The sequence below is a fragment of the Gordonia asplenii genome (assembly GCF_012933505.1).
Classification (GTDB): domain Bacteria; phylum Actinomycetota; class Actinomycetes; order Mycobacteriales; family Mycobacteriaceae; genus Gordonia; species Gordonia asplenii.
Genome location: NZ_JABBNB010000044.1, coordinates 19992 through 39490, shown reverse-complemented (window position 1 = coordinate 39490; position 19499 = coordinate 19992). Strand labels below are relative to the sequence as shown.

Here is a 19499-nt window from a genome sequence, read left to right as displayed (position 1 = left end):
TTGCCCAGCGCGCCGGAGTACTGGCGCGCCACGCCGGGCGAGTGGACGCCCTCCTTGGGAAAACCGACATCGTCGATGGCCCAGACGTGCGCGCCGATCAACTCGATCGCCTTGTGGGCCAACGCTTTACGTACCGGACGTACCGGCCACGGTGAGGTGGTGATGAACTGCTGCAATTGTTGATGATCGACGTCGAGTCGGTGCGCCATCGGCTGCATCGACTTGCGTTGCCCGTCCATCAGCAACCCACGCGTGTACAACTGCGCCTTCACCCGTTGATCCGATCGAGGCAACGATGAAAATACTTCAGCCACAAAGGATTCCAGCATGGACTGGAACCGCGCTCGAGTGTCAAGCCGACACGCCGAGCTAACAAAGTACTACTAGCGCCTCGCTCAGCACGGCGCTCGTCCGGCTCAACCAGCGAAATAGGTCCGCCATTGGTGGATCCAGGTTGAGTCCGAGCGCAGCGAGCGCGCTCCCCGGTGGGTGGTCGAGTAGCCGTCGTGCGAGCGCACCGGCGTATCGAGACCCGGTGACACGAACTCCGATCGCCACCCGAAAAGTGCAGTGGCAGAGAAGAACTCACTTGACCGAGAACATGATCGCAGTGGTGGTTGCGTCGAGTATGGCGTCTCACGTGATCTCGATACGCCGTCGGGCTCGTTCCTCGCGCGACGGCACTCGATCAGCCAGGTACGCCGTCGGGCTCGTTCCTCGCGCGACGGCATTCGATCAGCCACGTACGTCGAACGGATGCAACCCGCGCGCTCACAAATACGGCGCGGTCGTGAACTCGAGGAAGTGTCCGCTCGGATCGCGGAGATAGACGCCGCGACCACCGTGCTCGGTGTTGATCTCGCCGGGGCGGGACATCTGGGGGTCGGCCCAGTGCTCAATGCCCTTGCCGCGCAACAGATTCATCGCGCGGTCGAACGTCGCATCGTCGACCAGCAGGGCGTAGTGCTGCGGTTGGATGAAATCAACTGGGGGAGAAGCGAACTGGAGCATCGCGCCGGTTCGGGATCGAGTCGGCCCACTCGCTTGGGTCTCGACGGCGTCGTCGAGCAGGAGGTTGCGGAACGGGCCCCACGACGGCCCTTCGGCGAGGTCGAACAATTCTCGATAGAAGTCGGCGGACGCATCGCGGTCGGCGCTGACGATGATGGTGTGGTTGAAAGTGACACTCACGGTGGATCTTTCAGATTCGACGCCTCCATGTCTGACGCAGTCCGTCATCGACACGCGACGCTGCACGCAGCCTACGCGATCAATGCGGAAAGATCTATGCGGGCCGGAAAGGGCTTGTCGCAGAGGTAGTCGTGGGTGGCGATGGTCGCGGTGTAGCCGGAGTCGGTCAGCGCGAGTGCCGTCAGGACGGGCTCGTGGTCGAGATCGATGATCCAGTAGAACGGGATTCCCGCTTCTTCGTACTCGCTGCGTTTGACGACGTGATCGGTCCGTCGTGAGCCAGGTGAGACGATTTCGATCGCCAGGACGACGTCGGCGGGATCCAGCGAGCGGCGGTCGCCTATATCGCGTCGGCACACGAGAAGGTCGGGGACCCGAACGGTCGGCGGATAGTGCACGTCGATGTCGACTTCGACCTCGGCGACGACTTTCAGTTCTGTCGGCAGCTGCGGTGCCAACTGGAGGATCACACTCACCGACGCGTCGGCATGCCTCAACCTCGGACGCGGAGACATCATCAGCACCCCCTCCATCAACTCGGTCCTCCCCGCCGAGTCTTCGGGCAGCGCGCGCCAATCGTCCAAGCTCAGGAGACGATATGGAAGTGGAGCGGCCATGGTTCGAGAGTACCCGCCGACCACGTGCCTCAACTATTCCTCGTTCTCCGACCGTGCGTTCTGCAAGGCGATGGCTCGCGCGAGCTGTGCGTAGCGGATCTCCAGATCGCGGAACCGCAGATACGTCGATACGGTCGTGAAGGCGAAGGCGATGACCAGCAGGAACAACACCAGATCCAGGCCACGCTGAATGCCGAGTCTGTTCGCCACCCACGTCACGTCGTTCTGCCGCAGCATCGCGTACACGCCGAACACGACGAACGCGACGAACAGCAGTTTCACCCCCGCCGACGATCTCGCGGTCCCGCGGTTGGCCATGAAGAACCCGACGAGCGCGACGATCACCAGCAACGACAGAATCTGAAACCAGATCATCGGGTCACCTCCTGCGGCCGTGCAGCATGCCGTCGGCCAGAATGTTGACGCCGTTGATCAGCGACTGTCCCTTGGCCCGCGAATAGTCGGTGTAGAGAATGGTCACCGGCTGCTCGGCGACCCGCCACTTGTGGTGATCGATCAGTGCGACGAACTCCGACGCGTGGGCCATCCCGTTCATGCGGATGTCGAGGTCGTCGGCGACCGTCTTGTTGAAGGCGCGCAACCCGTTGTGGGCGTCGGACAGCCCCAACCGCCGGGTCCGGAAACTCAGCATCACCACGGTCCGCAGCACGATGCGCTTGATGAGCGGCACGGACTCACTGCGGCCGTCGGCGAATCGCGTCCCGACGACGATGTCGAGGGGTTCGGTCCGAAGCCGATCGATCATCGCTACGACGTCGTCGACTTGGTGTTGGCCGTCGGCGTCGAAGGTGACGAAGAACGCGGCGCCGGGCTGTGCCCGTGCGTATTCGACGCCGGTCTGGATCGCCGCGCCCTGCCCGAGATTGACCGGATGCTGGACCAGTCGTGCGGGGGAGGCCTTGATCTCGGCGGCCGAGTCGTCGCGGCTGCCGTCGTCGACGCAGACGATGTTCGGGAAGGTTCGAGCGGCGTCGGTCATGACCTCGCGGATCACCGGGCCCTCGTTGTACACCGGCACCACCAACCAGACGTCGGAGTTGGCAGCGGTCATGCCGACCACCCTATCGCGCGGCACCTGCCGAGTTCGCATCAGCGCGCCCGCCCACTACGCTGGCCAGGTGACGATCGACGTGATGATGCCCTTCTACGGCGACGTCGGGCACTTCAAGCAGGCGGTGATCAGCGTCGTCGACCAAACCGACGTCGACTGGCGGATGGTCGTCGTCGACGACTGCTATCCCGACCCCGAGCCCGCCGACTGGCTCACGGCGCTCGACGATCCGCGCATCGTCTACCGGCGCAACACCGTCAACCTCGGTGTGAACGGCAATTTTCGACGCTGCGTCGACCTCGCCGACGCCGACTACTTCGTCGTGATGGGCTGCGACGACGTGATGGCCCCGGACTACCTCGCGACGGTGCGCAGGCTCGCGCACGTGAATCCCGACGCCGTGGTGATCCAGCCCGGCGTCGAGGTGATCGACGACGCCGGGCGTCCCGTCTCGCCGCTCGGCGACCGGATCAAGAAGCGACTCGCGCCTGCGCATGCGACGGTCCTGTCCGGAGAACCGTTGGCGGCCAGCCTCTTTCACGGCAACTGGACGTATTTTCCGGCGTTGCTGTGGCGCACCGCCGAGGTCCGCGACGTTGGATTTCGCACCGGTTTCGACGTCGTGCTCGACCTTGCCCTGTTGATCGACCTCACGGTCGCCGGCGGGGCACTCGTCTACGACCCGACGGTCGTGTTCGCCTATCGCAGGCACAGCGGGTCGGTCAGTTCGGTGCAGGCGGTCGACGGCCGCAGGTTCGACGAGGAGAACCGCTTCTTCGCAGAACAGGCGACGAGGTTACGTGAATTGGGGTGGCCCAAGGCCGCGCGGGCCGCGAAGATCCACGCGACGTCGCGGCTCAATCAACTGACGCAGCGGGCGTCGGCGGCGGCGTCGAAGATCAGACGGTAAGCCGTGTCCCCTGATCGGGGGAGGTGGTGATCCACCGGCCGATCAGCCGGTCGGCGGAATCCGCACCCGGCGCAAACCCGGCACAGTAAGTGTCATCGCCGCAAGCGACACACACACTCACACCACGGGAGACACCATGCAGACCACTCACCGCATCACCGCCGGACTCGCCGGACTCGGCGCCGCCACCGTCCTCGGATTCGGTCTGGCCGGCGCCGCCACCGCAGGCACCATGCCCATCACCCGTCCCGGAGAGCCCACCGTCGCCATGACCCTCACCAACCACACCGACAAGACCCAATACCTCATCGGCGCCACCCCCGGCCAAGGCGGCAGCTGGGTCAACGCCCCCAAAACCCGCCTCGCCCCCGGCACCAGCGAAACCATCACCGCCACCGCACCATTCGCCAACCAACTCACCGTCAACGCCCAATACCGCGTCGGCCTCGGCGGCCCCGTCGCCAACTACGAAATCCACGACAGCAGCCACAACGTCAATACCCAATTCACCGGGGTCTCCGGCAACCACGCGGGCAACTACTGGATCCACACCAACATCTCCAGCCACTACCCCAACGCCAACGTCGGCTACGACCTCTGGTGAACTCGCGCTCCCCGCGAAGATCGCTTCGCGGGGAGCGTCTCACGACGCCCGGAGGCTGCCCGCGATATGCACGCCGACGCCGACGATCGGCCCGACGATCAGCGCGACGGCCACTCGCCCCTGAACGCCGAGCGGCACGAATAGCAGTCCGATCGACGCCGCGGTGGCCAGCCACCATCCCAGCGCGAACCAGCGGTGCTCGCCGACGGCGAGCACGCATGCTCCGCTGATCGTCAACGATGCGAGCATCGTCGCGCCGATCGTGAACCACGCCAACGTGATTCCCGGGAGATGGTAACCGCCGCCGAAGACCGTCGTCAGCAGCCACGGCCCGACGGCCCACGCCGCTATCGCCCCGACCAAGCCGACTCCGAGGACAGCGGCGAGCGGAATACCCAGCGCCGCAGCCAATCTGGTGCGCCGGTCGACGAAACGGGTGATCAGTACGCCCTGAAAGCTGTTGAGCGGCACCAGCAACGGGGCGCGCGTCAAGGTGACGGCCAGGATCACCGCACCGATCACCGCGGCGTCGTCGGAGCCGGGAGCCGTGATCCGGATGAGCACCGGGAAGCCCATCACCAGGACGGCGCTGGCGAGCGCTGCGGCCATCGCCGTCAGCGTGTTGATCGTAAACGTTTGCGCCGCAACGTCGGCGTCGAGTCCGATCACCCGCCGCGCCGTCGACGACCCGCCGAGCGCGAGCATCCACGACACCGACCCGATCACCGTGATGACCAGAAAAGCGTTGAGCGACAGACCCATTGCGAAAGCGGTGACGGCGCCCGCCAGACGGATCAGTGCGTCGAACGATAACAGCGCCGCAAACGTCCGCCACGACAGTGTCCCCGACAACGCGCCCGACAGATGCGCGTAGACCGCGAAGCTCGCGACGCCGACCGTCAGCAGCGCCACCGACAACCCGACGTCGGCGTCGAAGACGTGTGGCGCCCACAGACCCGACGTCGCGGCCACGATCAAGGCCAATCCCAGACCGATGGCCACGTTGACGCCGAGCGGGCGGCGCCAGAAACCTGGTCTCCTGGAACCGGACTCGGCGCCGCTTCGAATTGCCCGCGTCGTCTCCTGCAGCTGTCCGTTCTGAGCGCCGGTGACAATGCCGTAGGCCGCCCAGAACACCGCGAAACTCGCATACGACGCCGCGCCCAGTTGCCGCGCGGCCAATAGCAGCACCACGTACCCCGACGCCGCGGCGATCACCGTCGCGAGTGTGACCTGCCGTAGATTGCCGCCCGAACTCATTGGGGGAACGGGGGCAGCGCGGGCTGATGCAGCCATGCCTGCCAGAGCGCGGTCAACGACGTCGACGAGAATCCGGCCGCGAGCGTCGTGAAATCTTCGGTGGTCACCGACCCGTAGCGGTATTTCTCGGTCCACCGGCGCAACAGGGCGAAGAAGTTGCCGTCACCGATCGTCAGTCGCAGAGCGTGCAGTGTGATCGCGCCGCGTTTGTACACCCAATCGTCGAACATCTGTCCGGGTCCCGGATCGGACAGCGGGACCGACACCGGCCGCGCCGCGAGTTTCGAGTAGTAGTGCCGGGCCCATTCGTCGGCGCTGCGACCTCCGCTGCGCTGGCTCCACAGCCATTCGGCGTAGCAGGCGAAGCCCTCGTGCAGCCAGATGTCGCGCCAGCGGGCCAGCGTGACCGAGTTGCCGAACCACTGATGGGCCAACTCATGTGCGACGAGGCGTTCGGAGTCTCGGGTGCCGTCGCAATGGTTGGCGCCGAAGATCGAAAAGCTTTGCGCCTCAATCGGAATCTCCAGCGGATCGTCGGTGACGACTACCGTGTACTGCGGGAACGGGTAGGGCCCGAACATCTCCGCGAATGTCTCGATCATGTCCAGCTGTCTGCCGAAGTCGACGTCGAAGGTCGACATCAGCCGTTGCGGCAGAACAGCTTTCGTCGGTACCGGATGTTCGGCGAGACTCTTGAGGCGGTACGGGCCGATCTGCACCGACGCCAGGTAGGTGGCCATCGGTTCGACCTGCTCGTACACCCAGGTCGTCTGCCCCGCTTTCACGCGCTTGGACTGCAGAACCCCGTTCGCCAGCGCGTAGAACGGCGAATCGGTGGTGATGGTGAAGCGGTAGCTGGCCTTCGAGATCGGGTGGTCGTCGCACGGAAACCACGACGCCGCGCCGTTGGGCTGGTTGGCGCACAAGGCGCCCTCGGAGAGTTCCTCCCAGCCGACCTCGCCCCATTTGCCCCTGATCGGGGTGGGGTTGCCCGAACATCGAATCACCACCGACATGGCGCCGCCGGGCTCGATCGCGTTCTGTGGAGTGATGGTCAGTTTGTTGCGCCGATGGGTGTAGCGCACGCGGTGTCCGTTGACGCTCACGCGGGCCACGCTCATCGTCGTAGCGAGGTCGAGCGAGAAAGTCTTCAGCAGGCGATATGACGCCGCGGTAATGGTTGACGTGACAACCAAGCGATTTGCCGCTACTTTATACGAGAGTTCGAGATCGTAGCGAGAGATGCGGTACCCCAGGTTGCCGTTGTTGGGCAAGTACGGGTCCACGAGATCAGCGGGCGCACCGAGAAGGGGCTGATGCAGTGATCGTCGGCCCAATTTTTCTGGCACCCATTCTCCTTCGATGTCGGCCTTGAAAACAGGATCATCCCCGCTCGCGCGGGGCGCACGCTATTTCGTGGCGCTCACCGGCGTCGCGGCACCTAAAGAGTACTCGGCGAGGTCATCCCACGCCGCGTACCACCACCGAAAAGACGCCCACAAGTTTAGTCGAAAGAGGATTACCCATATGACCGCCATCCGCAGTGTCGCCTTACTCGTGGCGCGCCTGATCCTTGGCTTCGTCTTCATCATGCACGGCTGGCAGAAGCTGCACACCAACGGAATCTCGAACGTGGAGAAGGGCTTCTCCGCGATGGGCATCCCGGCGCCCGGCCTGGCCGCACAGTACGCGACGTGGGTGGAGCTGATCGGCGGCATCGCGCTGGTGCTCGGGCTGCTGCTGCCGCTCGTCGGCATTCTGCTCTCGGCCGACATGCTGGGTGCCATGGCCTATGCCCACTGGGACGCCGGTTTCTGGGCATCCGACGGCGGCTACGAACTGGTTCTGTCGCTCGTCGCGGCCTCGCTCGCCATCGGCTTCGCCAAGCCCGGCTTCGCGGCCCTGGACAACTACCTCTTCCGCTGGCAGCGCCAGGACTGACGTCGATGTGACGTCTGCGGAGCCCTCTAGCAGGGTGTCGCGCCTAATCATATTGATACTTGCGCGCACCCTGCTTCGCCGCATCCTGTTGGTTGAGCGAGGCGAAGCGGAGCCGAAACCACTGTGACGCCGAGGGGTTTGTCATTGCCCGGCCAGTGGGGTTTCGATTCGCTCCGCTCGCTCAACCTGGATCTACCGATGGCGGACCCATTTCGCTAGCCGAGTCGAAGTAGCGCTAGCCGAGTCCGTGTCGAAACCTCTCAGCCACAACGACTTTCGACGGTCCGCGCCAATATCGGCGATGTCACCCGGCAAGTGACGCGTGTGCACCCTACTGGTGCCCACGCCTCGATGTTCGATACCACCACAGTTCGACACGTGCGCCACCATCAAATGCATTGTGGTACAGGGGTTTCGACACGCTCGTCACTTCGACTCGGCTAGCGCCTCGCTCAGTACGGCGCGCTTACGCTCCTCGCGGCTCAACCGGCGGATAGGGCCCGTCGTCGGCGAATCCAGGCTCAACCGGCAGAGGAACGCAACGTCATACAGCTCTTCACCGCTACACACCACTAGACGCGACACTCCTCACGGGCTGACGCGCAGGGATGAGATTGCCTACGCCGCGGGATACCCGACGACGGGTCCCGCGGTGTTCGGTTTCCAACCCAACTCCGGTGCCACGTGCCGAGCGAACGATTCGAGGATCCGCAGATTCGCGTCGACGCCGAGCTGCGACGGGATGGTCAGCATCAGCGTATCCGCGGCCGTCACCGCGGTGTCGGCGCGCAGTGCCTCGATGAGCTGATCCGGTTCTCCCACATAGGTTTTCCCGAATGTCGCGGTCTGGCCGTCGATCATCCCGAAACCGTCATGCCCTTCGCGTGCACCCAGCACCGCAAACAGCTGCGCGTCCTGGGCGCTGACGACGGGAAAGATGCTGCGACTCACCGAGACTCGGGGTGGTCGAGTGTGCCCGGCGGCGGCGTACGCGGCACGATACCGCTCGATCTGCTCGGTCTGCACCTCGTGCAGAGGTCGCGCGGTGTCGCTGAACACCAGCGTCGACGACATCAGGTTGAGTCCTTGTCGCCCAGTCCATTCCGCGGTATCGCTGCTCGCCGAACCCCACCAGATGCGCTCGCGCAGGCCGGGCGCGTGTGGTTCGACGCGCAGCGGTGCGCCGCCCGACGCCGCGGGCGCGATCGGTTCGCCGTCGATGGCCCGCAGGAACAGATCGAACTTGTCGCGGGCGATATCGGCGCCGCGGGGATCGGCGGATCCGTTGTACCCGAACGATTCCCAGCCGCGGTCGGCCGGTTCCGGCGACCCCCGGCTGATCCCGAGCGCGATCCGCCCATCGGCGATGAAGTCAAGCGCCGCAGCCTCTTCCGCGAGATAGAGCGGGTTCTCATAGCGCATGTCGATGACGCCGGTGCCGACTTCGATATAGCGTGTCTTGGCCGCGATCGCGCTCAGCAGCGGAATCGGCGACGCCTGCTGAGTGGCGAAGTGATGCACGCGGAAATAGGCTCCGTTCACACCCAATTCGTCGGCGCCGACGCCGATGTCGGCTGCGTCACGGATCATCTCGCGCGCGCCGACCGACGAACCGTTGCGGTAGTGGCCGAAACTCAGGAAACCGAAACCCTTCATGCACCGACCAACGTCGATGCATGAAGGGGGTATTCCGTCACTGCTTCGTCGGCGACGGCGTGCGGTCCCGCTCGTCGTCCGACGCCACATCGTCGCTCATCGTGTTGTTCGGGATGAACAGTGTGGCAAGAAGTCCGAGGACGAGGAAGCCCGCGCCGAGGAACGAGCCGAAGGCGAGTGCCTGGGACATCGCGGACTGGGCGGCGTCGCCGATCTGAGCGGTCGCCGGATTCTGGGTGAGGGAGTGGATCGCCGCCCCCGCGCTGTCGGTCACGCCGTCGCTGAACCGCGTCGCGTCGGCCGGGGCGAGCCCCATGTCGACCAGCTTGTCGTGCAGAGTAGTGCTGAGCGTCGAGAAGAACACGGTCATGAGAATGGCGATGCCGAGCGCGGAGCCGAGCTGACGGAAGGTGCTCTGGATCGCAGATCCCTGCCCGCCCTCGCTCTCCGGAATCTCTTCCAGAACCACGTTGGTGACCTGTGCGGTCGCAAGTCCCACACCGACTCCGTAGACGAACAGGGCGGCGGCGATGAACCACCAATTCGCATCGGTCGCCCAAGCCACGACGCCGAGGCCGGCAAGTCCCAGTACCTCCAGGACCAGTCCGCCGCGCACGAGGTCGAGAGCTGTCGCCTTTCCGCTGTCGGCGAGCGGGAAGCTGATGATGCTCGCGGCGAAGCTACCGACCGCGATGACGACGAGCGTCGCGCCCGCGTCCAGAGCAGTGAACCCGAGTGTGAACTGCAGCCAGAGCGGAAGCACCGCGATGATGCCGTACTCGCCGAGGCCGATGATCACGGTGGCGAAGTTGCCGTTGCGGAACGAGGTGATGGAGAACAGCTTCATGTCCATCAGCGGGTCGTGCTTGCCGCCACCGCGGCTGATGATGATCTGCCGCCGGACGAACACGCCCATCAGCAGTACCGAGAGCACCAGCGCCACGAATGCGGGCGAGAGCCCGGAGTCCCACGTCGCGCCGAACACGTCGAACGGCTCCTTCGACATGATCCACCCGTATGTGCGCCCCTCAACCAGGCCGAATGCCGCAAGGCCGAGGCCGAGAACGGAGAGGATCGCACTGATCACGTCGACACCGCCGGTGGAGCGGGTCGACTCGGTGAGGAACGTCACGCCGACGGCGAGGATGACGATCACGAGCGGCACGTTGAGGCCGAACGCCCACCGCCACGTCGATTCCTCCGACAGCCAACCGCCGAGAACCGGGCCGACCGCTGTTGCGGCACCGATGGTCGTGCCCCAGACGGCGAAGGCCATGCCGCGCGCCTTACCGGTGAACATGTGATTCAGCAGCGCCAGCGACGTCGGCAAGATAGCGGCGGCGCCGACGCCCAGCAGGAAGCGGGCGGCGACAAGCGTCTCGCCATTCCATGCGAGACCGGCCAAGACGCTCGTCGCCCCGAAGAAGACCGACCCGGTGAGGAACAACCTCTTCGCACCCCAGAGGTCACTGATGCGCCCCGCGACGAGAAGGAGGGCGGCGAAGACGATCGTGTATCCCTCCTGGATCCATTGCGCCTGGGTTGCGTCGATGCCCAGGTCGTCGATGACGGAAGGGGTGATCACGTTGACGATCGTGGTGTCCATCACGATCAGCGCCACCCCCAGTGCGACCGCGATCAATCCGATCCAGCGTCGCGCACCTGATGAAATCGCCACTACGGACTCCTAAGTTCTCGAAGAAATACCTTTATAGCGAAGTAATATAATCATGAAGTAACTTTGTGGCAAGTGATACTCTGCGTGTGCTGGGCCCGACGCTGGGCCGGAAGGGACGTTCATGGATGCCACGAGCAGCAGCCCGGACGGTGATCACCGCGCGCGGATGAACGGCGCGCTGCGCGCTTACGGCGAGGGGTATGACCGCGTCGGTCGCGCGTTTGCGGCGAGCGCGGGGCTGTACTCCACGGACGCGATCGCCCTGATCGAGATCCTCCGTGCCGAAGAGCAGGGGCAGCCGATCTCGCCTGCGCGGCTCAGTGAGCGAATCGGCCTCACCTCGGGTGCGACGTCGACTCTCTTGAACCGCCTGGAATCCGCGGGGCACATCCGCCGAAGTCGCGAGAACGTCGACCGCCGGGTCGTCACCCTGCACTCCACGCCGGGCATTCAGGCGACCGCGGACGCCTTCTTCGATCCGCTGGAGGTGGCCCTCGCCGCGGTGATGGACAAGTATCAGCCCGAAGACGTCGGCCGGCTCGTCGTCCTCCTCGAGGAACTCCACTCGACGATGCAGCGCTTCAGCTCAGAACACCTGCCGAAGTCGGAGGGGTAACTCACACCGAATTCGTCGATCGATCCCGACGCCGATCGGTCACCGTCGATTCTTCCTGGCGGGGGTCTGTCACCTCTTCGTCGGCCACGGCGCGATCGGATTGCCCTGCCACCGGGTGTACGCGGGCACGACGTCGCCGCGCATCACCAACGACGCCGGGCCCACCGTTGCGGCCTCGCCGAGGCCGGCCGCGGGCAACGCCACACAGTGCGGTCCGAGTGTCGCGCCCTTCTCCAGAACCACCTCGTCCATCGACATCACGCGGTCGTGGAAGAGGTGCGTCTGCACCACGCAGCCGCGCTGGACGTTGGCGCCGTCGCCGAGGGTCACCAGGTCGGCCTCGGGCAGCCAATAGGTTTCACACCACACGCCGTGGCCGATCTTCGCGCCCAGCAGCCGCAGCCAGATGTTGAGCACCCGCGTGCCGGTCGCCGCGTTCGCGAACCACGGTGCGGCGACGGTCTCTACGAACGCATCCGACAGCTCGTTGCGCCACACGAAAGAACTCCACAGTGGATGCTCCGACGCCGGAATACGGCCCACCACAATCCATTTCGCCGCAGCGGCGATGCAGCAGGCCGCGGCGCCGGCCACCAACAGCAACAGTCCGCTGACCGCAGCCGCCACCCACACACTCGCCTGCGAACCGATGTACTGCAGGCCCAACAGCATGAACACGCCCAGCCCGAAGGACACCATGACCGGGATCAGCCGCATCGTCTCCACTGTCGCGCGGGCCACCTTGAGTTTCATCGGTGGATCGAAGGTCCGTGAGGTGTCCGACTCAGTTGTGGTGCGCCGCAAGCGAACCGGTGGTGAACCGAGCCAGCTCGACCCCGACTTCGCCTTGTCCGGCGTCGCCGACAACACCGCGACGAGACTGTTCTTGGGGACCTTGCGTCCCGGCCCGGTGATGCCGGAGTTGCCCAGGAACGAGCGCTTGCCGACCTTCGCCTCGTCGATGTGCATCCAGCCGCCGCCGAGTTCGTACGACGCCACCATGGTGTCGTCGGCGAGGAAGGCGCCGTCGGCGACGGTGGTGAACTTCGGCAGAACCAGCGCTGTCGAGATCTCGGTGCCCTTGCCGATGTTCGCACCGAGGATCCGGAACCACACCGGGGTCAGCAGACTCGCGTAGAGCGGGAACAGGTACGTCCGCGCGGCGTCGAGCAGGCGCTCGGTCATCCAGACCTGCCAGCCCACCCGCGATCGCACCGGGTGGTAGCCCTTGGTGAGCCCGACCGACAGCAGGCGCACGAAGACCGCGGTGATCGTGGCGTAGACGCCGAGGCTGACCAAGGTCGCTGCCGGCAGCAGAATCAACGATCGGATCGCGACCGACTGCAACCGGACGGCCGACAACGACCATGCCCCGAGCACGGCCAGCCCCGCACCGAGCGAGATCAGTGGGATCGACGCCAGGACCAGCGACGACAGTCCGTACAGACTCACCCAGTAGCCGCGGCGTTTGGGTCGTTCGGCGGGCCACCGATGCTCGGCCTTGCCTGCCTTCACCGCAGGCGACCCGGCCCAGTGCTGACGGGCCTTCACCTTGCCGATGACCGCGGAACCGGCCGCGACTTCGGATTGGCGCCCGACGACGGCGCCCGGCAGCAGCGTCGAGCGCGCGCCGACCGTCGCGCCGTCGCGGATGTCGATGGTGCCGATGTGGACCACGTCGCCGTCGATCCACCAGCCGGTGAGATCCACCTCGGGCTCGATCGAAGCGAAATCGCCGATGGTCAGCATGCCGGTCACCGGGGGAGTGGTGTGCAGGTCGACGCCGCTGCCGATCGACGATCCCATCGCGCGGGCGAAATGGATCATCCAGGGCGCCCCCGAGAGATTGGCCGCGCCACTGGCTTCGACGAGGCGTTCGGCCACCCAGAGTCGGACGTGAACGCTGCCGCCGCGCGGATATGCGCCGGGCGTCACGCCGCGCATCAGCAGTCGGGCGCCGATCGCGGCGATCGCCATCCGGCCGGGCGGGGTGATGAAGACCAGGAAGGCTGCCAGCAGCGCCCACCAGTTCACGGTGTTGAGCCACGGGACGTCGATGTCGGCGCGCCGCGCTGCCCACGCGCCGATGTTGTTGACCACACCGAGCCAGGTGGCCCACTGAAAGCCCGTCAACGTCGTCAGCGGCACCGACGCGAGCAACTGGACGATGCCGGTACGACGCGGGGTCGGCGCGACGTAACGTGGCTCCACTTCCTCGGTCGGCGTGAGTTCGTCGAGCATCTCGGCGAGCGAACCCAACCGCGGATGGTCGTAGAGCTCGGCGACGGTGATCTCCGGGTGTCGTTCGCGGATCGCCGTCACCAGCTGTGCCGCGGACAACGACCCGCCGCCCTCGGCGAAGAAGTCGGCGCCGGCATCGGTGACTTGGACGCCCAGCACGTTGGTCCACTGCTCCGCCAGCCATGCCTCGGTGTCGGTCAGGTCACCGGTGTCGGCGTCGGAGGTGCTCGGCAGCGGCCACGGCAGCGCGTTGCGGTCGACCTTTCCCGAAGTGCGCGTTGGCAATTCGTCGACGAGCGCAAGGCGCGGCACCATTGCGGCGGGCAACTGCTCGGCCAGCGCGGCATGCGCGGCGGCAACGTCGAAGTCGGGGTCCGCGGAGACCAGGTAGCCGATCAGCAGACTATTGCCCGCGGCCGATTTGCGGACGGCGGCCGCCGCACCGGCCACCCCCGGAAGGTGTTGCAGCGCATTGTCGATCTCACCGAGTTCGATGCGGCGCCCGCCGACCTTGACCTGGTCGTCGGCGCGCCCCTGAAAGACCAGCCCCTCCTCGTCGAGGCGGACCAGGTCGCCACTTCGGTAGGCGCGTTCCCAGCCCAAACTCGGCATGGGCGAATACTTTTCGGCGTCCTTGACCGGATCGAGGTACCTGGCCAGCCCGACGCCGCCGATGACGAGCTCGCCGATCTCGCCGACCGCCACCGGCTGAGCCTGCGCATCGACGACGGCGAGATCCCAACCGGCCAACGGCAATCCGATCCGGACCGGCAGCGTCCCGTCGAGCGGCGCCGCACACGCGACGACGGTTGCCTCGGTGGGGCCGTAGGTGTTCCACACCTCGCGGCCGTCGACGGCGAGTCGCTCACCGAGTTCCGGTGGGCACGCCTCGCCGCCGAAGATCAACAGGCGGACTTCCTCCAGCGCCTCCGGCGGCCAGAGCGACGCGAGGGTGGGGACCGTCGAGACGACAGTGATGTCGCGCTGGACCAACCACGGGCCGAGGTCCATGCCGCTGCGGACGAGTGATCGCGGCGCAGGCACCAGGCAGCCGCCGTGGCGCCACGCCAGCCACATCTCCTCGCACGACGCGTCGAAGGCGACGGAGAGCCCGGCGAGCACACGGTCGCCGGGGGCGATCGGATCGTCGACGAGGAACATCTTCGCCTCGGCGTCGACGAAGGCCGCGGCGTTACGGTGAGTCACCGCAACACCTTTCGGCGTTCCGGTCGATCCCGAGGTGAAGATGATCCACGCGTCGTCCTCGGGCGTCGGTCGTGCGACGATGCTCGCGGCAGTCTCGGGGACGAGCTCGCCCATCTCGCCGTCGCGCACTCGGTGGATTCCGTCAGCGGTGACGATCGCATCGACCTTGGCCTCGCCGAACACCAGGTCCGCGCGCTCCGGCGGGTCGTCGGCGTCGACCGGCACGTAAGCGGCGCCGGCCTGCAGCGTCGCCAAGATGGCGAGATAGAGGTCGCGGCTGCCCGACGGCATGCGGATGCCCACGCGTGATCCGCGCCCGATGCCGGCTGCGCTGAACCGTGCGGCGGAGCGTCGAATCAGCGCCGATACCTGCGAGTATGTGAGGGTGCCTTCACCGTCGTCGAGTGCCGGTGCGTCCGGAAACCGTTTCGTCGTCTCAGCGAAGATGTCGACGAGCGTTCGCGGCGCACTCGCGTGGCCGGACAGCAGGTACTGCGCAGGAATCGCGGGACTATCGGGCAACTTACCGCCTAACTCTCGACACGGGCGGTGAACTATAACCGTTGGATACGACCACGACGTGATGCGCTGGTGAACGCGGGCAGACGCTCACGATGGTCCTCTCAGGTCGGAGTTCAGCGTTCTCATTGTGCCCCACGTGCGCCCGATCAGCGCAGATGAGACGCGACGTCGGGGCTGCCGCGTGTCGCGCCCAGGGCTTGCGCTGTGAACAAAGTCACAGGGTGTAATTTCGTCGACGAAGTTCGCAAGTGCGGTCGTCGACAGGTCGGAGTTGAGCAATGCCCATCGTGGCGCATCGGAAGCCCAGCGCAGTGTCGTTCCCGATATGGCTCGGAGCGCGCGCCTTTCTCAAGCCGTTGCTGGCGCTGTATCCGCTGACGGACGCCTGGATGAAGCAGCTCTGCCTGATCGACCGGTTCGCCGGGTTCGCGCCGCAGCCGCGCTCGGTGGTCTTCTCCACGCTCACTCTCGCCGGGCGCCCGGCCGACCTGATGCTGCCCAACGGACCGAGCCGCCGCGACGATGACACCGCGATCCTGTATCTGCACGGCGGTGCCTTCGTCGTTGGTGGTCCGTCGACGCACCGATCGGTCACCACGCGGTTGTGCCGCTACGCCGAGCTCCCGGTGTTCTCGCTTTCCTACCGACAACTCCCCGCGGGCGGCGTAGGAACCTCGGTGCACGACGCCTACTCCGCCTATCAGGAGTTGGTCGAACAACGCGGTTACCGGAAGATCGTCATCGCCGGCGACTCCGCGGGCGGCTTCCTGTGCGGCAAGATCGTCGAACTCGCCGCGGCGAACGGACTCACCCCACCGGTGGCGATGATCGGCATCTCACCACTGCTCGACCTCGACCTCGGCACCAATCCCGACCGCAGCAGCCGTTCGGATGCCTATCTGCCGCAGTCCAAGATGGCAATGCTCGCGCCCAAATTCGATTGGGGCCCAATCCCATTCGCCGGTACGCGGCGGATCAACACAGTCGATGCCGCGCTGTTCCCGCCAACCGTCATGATCACCGCGCAGAACGAGATGGTCGAGCCCGACGTCATCGAATTCATCGAGCGGCTCGACGCGGCGGGTGTTCGGGCACTGGTGCACAGCTATTCTTGGCAGGTACATGCGTTCCCCGTGCTGGCCCCGACCGGTCACCCGGAGGTGACGCACGCGATCGAGGCCGTCGCCTCTTTCGCGGCCGAGGCGATAAGAGAGGCCCGCAGTTCTGTCGACGAATCGCAGGAGCTCACCGGCTGACGGCGAACCCACGCAGGTGCCGCCGGGTAGCGTCGACGCCCGGTTCACGCTGGCCGCCGAACGGACGGTTCTCGCTTGGATCCGGACCGCCCTGGGGCTCCTCGCGGGTGGCGTCGGCCTGATCTACGTGTCACCGGAGATCGCGCACCCGGCGATCAAGTACACGCTGGGCATCTTCATGGTGCTCCTCGGTTCCGCCGTCGCGGTGACCGGTGGACTGCGCTGGCGCAAGACCACCCGATCGATGGCCGGACACGGCCCGATGCCCGCTTCGACGGCGGTCTTCCTGCTGATCGGAGCCATCGTCGTACTCGCGTGCGCGCTGGTGATCACGCTGGCCCTCAGCGGGGTGTGAGCATGCGTAGCGCCGCAGAAACGATGAAACTCCCAACACCCACTGGAAAGGACACAGCCCGATGAGCCGAGGTGGCCTCAACCCTGGAGCGATCGTCGCCGCCCAACGAGTCTCCGCGATCACAACCATAGTCGGATCGGTGATCCTGATGGTCTTCGTCGGACTACTCACCTTCGGCACCTGGTGGAGCAACCATCAGTGGCTCTGGGTCGCGTTCGGCATCGTCGTGATCGTCGTCAACATCGTCTTCGTGGTGCTCCAGTTGCGCAAGTTGCGGGCCAAGGCGAAGCCGGCGAAATAGGGCCGTCGACCGCCGGGTTGCTGCCCGGCGGCACCCGGCGCGACGTCGCGCTATGCAGCCTGATCGGCGAACTGCGTGTGGTAGAGCTCCGCGTACCTGCCGCCCGCGGCGAGCAGCGCGGTGTGGCGGCCACGCTCGACCACGCGACCCTCCTCCAGCACGACGATCTCGTCGGCGTCGCGGATCGTCGACAATCGGTGTGCGATGACGATCGACGTCCGGCCGGCCAGGGCCTCGGCGAGCGCGGCCTGTACCGCCGCCTCCGACGTCGAGTCGAGATGAGCCGTCGCTTCGTCGAGGATCACCACCGACGGTGCCGCCAACAGCATGCGCGCGATGGTCAACCGCTGCCGCTCGCCGCCCGACAATCGGTAGCCTCGTTCGCCGACGACGGTTTCGAGTCCCTCGGGCAGCGACGCGATCACGTCGTGAAGACGTGCCCGCCGCAGCGCCTCGTCGATATCGGCGTCGGTCGCGGAAGGGTTGGCCAGCAACAGATTTGCCCGGACGGTGTCGTGGAACAGATGGCCGTCCTGGGTGACCAGACCGACCCGACGATGCAACGATGCCGCGGTGAGATCGCGAATATCGTTGTCGTTCAATCGGATAGACCCGGCATCGACGTCGTACAGGCGGGTGGCGAGCTGAGCGATCGTCGACTTGCCCGCTCCCGAACTTCCCACCAGCGCGAGCATTCTGCCCGGCTCGACGGTGAAGGTGACTCCGTCGATCACCTGCTCGCCGCCCCGATTATCAAGTTGCGCAACCTCTTCCAGCGATGCGAGGGACACCTTGTCCGCACTGGGATAGGCGAAGTCGACGTCGACGAAGCTCAACGACGCCGGGCCGTCGGGTGCGTCGACGGCGCCGGGCTTGTCGGCGATCAGCGGCTCGACGTCGAGCACCTCGAAGACGCGCTCGAAACTGACCAGCGCGCTCATGATCTCCACACGCGCATTGGCGAGCGCGGTCAGCGGCGCGTACATCCGGGTCAACAACAGCGCCATCGACACCACCGCTCCTGCTTCCAGCGTCCCGCGCACGGCGAGATACCCGCCGAGTCCGTACACCAACGCCAACGCCAATGCGCTGACCAGCATCAATGCGTTGAAGAACACTGCTTGCAACATCGCGCGCCGTACGCCGATGTCGCGGACGCGTTCGGCGCGTTCGGCGAATTCCGACGATTCGTCGGCCGGGCGGGCGAACAGTTTCACCAGCGTCGCACCGGGGGCGGAGAAGCGTTCGGTCATCTGGCTCGACATCGCCGCGTTGTACGACGCCGATTCGCGGGCCAGGGCGGCCATCCGCGAACCCATCCGCCGCGCGGGAATGATGAAGACCGGCAGCAGGATCAACGTGAGAACCGTGATCTGCCAACTGATCGCCACCATCACCGTCACCGTGAGCAACAGCGTGACCGCGTTGGATACGACGCCCGACAGGGTGTCGCTGAATGCGCGCTGCGCGCCGATGACGTCGTTGTTGAGGCGGCTCACCAGCGCGCCGGTTCGCGTCCGGGTGAAGAACGCGACGGGCATCTGCTGAACGTGGTCGAACACGGTGCGCCGCAGATCGAAGATCAACCCCTCGCCGAGGGTCGCCGACAGCCACCGCACGACCAGGCTGACCGCACTCTCGAGCAACGCGATCGCGGCGATGGCGACGGCCAGCCAGACGATCCCAGCGGTCGGTCCGCCCGCCGTGATCAAGTCGACGACGCGGCCGGCGAGAATCGGCGTGAGTACTGTGAGCACCGCCGCGCCGACGCTGAGCAGCAGGAATACAGTGATCCGGGCGCGGTGCGGTGCGACGAACCCCATGATTCGACGCAGGGTGGTGCGGCTGTCACGGGTCAGTCGACGCTGCGTCGGGGACGTCGACGATTTGTACATGGTGTCCCAGGCCACCGATTCCATACTCATGACGATCACGGTAGAACTTCAAGTCAACTTTAAGTCAAGACGACGGTTGCGCGGGACGCTGCCTGTCCGGGCGCGGCCGCGGGCGGGTAGAACTGTGAGTGACTAATCGCCGCGTGTGCCTGCTCACACGCAAACGAATGCGGAACAA

The 19499-nt window shown here is 65.8% G+C and carries 18 protein-coding genes; 7 read left to right on the top strand and 11 right to left on the bottom strand.

Translation table 11 applies throughout. The features are described from left to right. The 5 genes from HH308_RS27230 to ppgS all read right to left on the bottom strand — a co-directional run. Nucleotides 1-329: transposase (locus tag HH308_RS27230; RefSeq protein WP_170197427.1), on the bottom strand; the 329-nt coding region annotated here is incomplete at its 3' end. 442 nt (nt 330-771) lie between these two features. Continuing rightward, the gene (locus HH308_RS27225; RefSeq protein WP_170197426.1) at nt 772-1191 is read right to left on the bottom strand and encodes a VOC family protein; all 420 of its coding nucleotides are present in this window, start codon (nt 1189-1191) and stop codon (nt 772-774) included. Nucleotides 1192-1262: 71 nt separating this feature from the next. Beyond that, nucleotides 1263-1808, bottom strand: coding sequence for a Uma2 family endonuclease (locus tag HH308_RS27220; RefSeq protein WP_170197425.1), 546 nt, complete (start codon nt 1806-1808; stop codon nt 1263-1265). Nucleotides 1809-1841: 33 nt separating this feature from the next. Continuing rightward, a complete protein-coding gene (locus HH308_RS27215) occupies nt 1842-2183 on the bottom strand; it encodes a DUF2304 domain-containing protein (protein WP_170197424.1) in 342 nt (113 codons plus the stop codon). A 4-nt stretch (nt 2184-2187) separates the two neighbouring features. Next, nucleotides 2188-2880, bottom strand: a complete 693-nt coding sequence (gene ppgS, locus HH308_RS27210; protein WP_170197423.1) for a polyprenyl-phospho-N-acetylgalactosaminyl synthase PpgS — start codon at nt 2878-2880, stop codon at nt 2188-2190. A gap of 67 nt (nt 2881-2947) precedes the next feature. On the opposite strand from ppgS, the gene HH308_RS27205 reads away from it, so the two are divergent. After that, nucleotides 2948-3790, top strand: coding sequence for a glycosyltransferase family 2 protein (locus tag HH308_RS27205; protein ID WP_170197422.1), 843 nt, complete (start codon nt 2948-2950; stop codon nt 3788-3790). A gap of 136 nt (nt 3791-3926) precedes the next feature. Continuing rightward, complete coding sequence (locus HH308_RS27200; RefSeq protein WP_170197421.1) at nt 3927-4394, top strand: hypothetical protein; 468 nt, start codon at nt 3927-3929, stop codon at nt 4392-4394. A 39-nt stretch (nt 4395-4433) separates the two neighbouring features. On the opposite strand, the gene HH308_RS27195 is transcribed toward HH308_RS27200, so the two are convergent. Both HH308_RS27195 and HH308_RS27190 read right to left on the bottom strand, forming a co-directional pair. After that, entirely contained in the window at nt 4434-5654 is a 1221-nt protein-coding gene (locus HH308_RS27195) for a lipopolysaccharide biosynthesis protein (protein WP_246284881.1), read from the bottom strand. After that, the gene (locus tag HH308_RS27190; RefSeq protein ID WP_170197419.1) at nt 5651-7003 is read right to left on the bottom strand and encodes a M1 family metallopeptidase; all 1353 of its coding nucleotides are present in this window, start codon (nt 7001-7003) and stop codon (nt 5651-5653) included. The genes HH308_RS27195 and HH308_RS27190 overlap by 4 nt, the downstream gene beginning before the upstream one ends. Nucleotides 7004-7181: 178 nt before the next feature. Here HH308_RS27190 and HH308_RS27185 point away from each other — a divergent pair, with 178 nt between their 5' ends. Continuing rightward, a complete protein-coding gene (locus HH308_RS27185) occupies nt 7182-7595 on the top strand; it encodes a DoxX family protein (protein ID WP_170197418.1) in 414 nt (137 codons plus the stop codon). A gap of 618 nt (nt 7596-8213) precedes the next feature. Here HH308_RS27185 and HH308_RS27180 read toward each other — a convergent pair. Further along, the gene (locus HH308_RS27180; protein ID WP_170197417.1) at nt 8214-9251 is read right to left on the bottom strand and encodes an LLM class flavin-dependent oxidoreductase; all 1038 of its coding nucleotides are present in this window, start codon (nt 9249-9251) and stop codon (nt 8214-8216) included. Nucleotides 9252-9288: 37 nt separating this feature from the next. Continuing rightward, the gene (locus HH308_RS27175; RefSeq protein ID WP_170197416.1) at nt 9289-10929 is read right to left on the bottom strand and encodes an MFS transporter; all 1641 of its coding nucleotides are present in this window, start codon (nt 10927-10929) and stop codon (nt 9289-9291) included. A gap of 121 nt (nt 10930-11050) precedes the next feature. Here HH308_RS27175 and HH308_RS27170 point away from each other — a divergent pair, with 121 nt between their 5' ends. After that, entirely contained in the window at nt 11051-11545 is a 495-nt protein-coding gene (locus tag HH308_RS27170) for a MarR family winged helix-turn-helix transcriptional regulator (RefSeq protein WP_246284880.1), read from the top strand. Between the two features lie 69 nt (nt 11546-11614). On the opposite strand, the gene HH308_RS27165 is transcribed toward HH308_RS27170, so the two are convergent. Beyond that, on the bottom strand, nt 11615-15514 hold the full coding sequence (locus HH308_RS27165; RefSeq protein ID WP_170197415.1) for a Pls/PosA family non-ribosomal peptide synthetase: 3900 nt from the start codon (nt 15512-15514) through the stop codon (nt 11615-11617). 278 nt (nt 15515-15792) lie between these two features. On the opposite strand from HH308_RS27165, the gene HH308_RS27160 reads away from it, so the two are divergent. The 3 genes from HH308_RS27160 to HH308_RS27150 all read left to right on the top strand — a co-directional run bounded on the left by HH308_RS27160 (nt 15793) and on the right by HH308_RS27150 (nt 17426). After that, on the top strand, nt 15793-16770 hold the full coding sequence (locus tag HH308_RS27160; protein WP_170197414.1) for an alpha/beta hydrolase: 978 nt from the start codon (nt 15793-15795) through the stop codon (nt 16768-16770). A 16-nt stretch (nt 16771-16786) separates the two neighbouring features. Continuing rightward, nucleotides 16787-17125, top strand: coding sequence for a YidH family protein (locus HH308_RS27155; protein ID WP_312870868.1), 339 nt, complete (start codon nt 16787-16789; stop codon nt 17123-17125). A gap of 61 nt (nt 17126-17186) precedes the next feature. After that, nucleotides 17187-17426, top strand: coding sequence for a hypothetical protein (locus tag HH308_RS27150; protein WP_211188908.1), 240 nt, complete (start codon nt 17187-17189; stop codon nt 17424-17426). A gap of 50 nt (nt 17427-17476) precedes the next feature. On the opposite strand, the gene HH308_RS27145 is transcribed toward HH308_RS27150, so the two are convergent. Beyond that, entirely contained in the window at nt 17477-19351 is a 1875-nt protein-coding gene (locus HH308_RS27145) for an ABC transporter ATP-binding protein (RefSeq protein ID WP_170197413.1), read from the bottom strand. Nucleotides 19352-19499 lie beyond the last annotated feature (148 nt).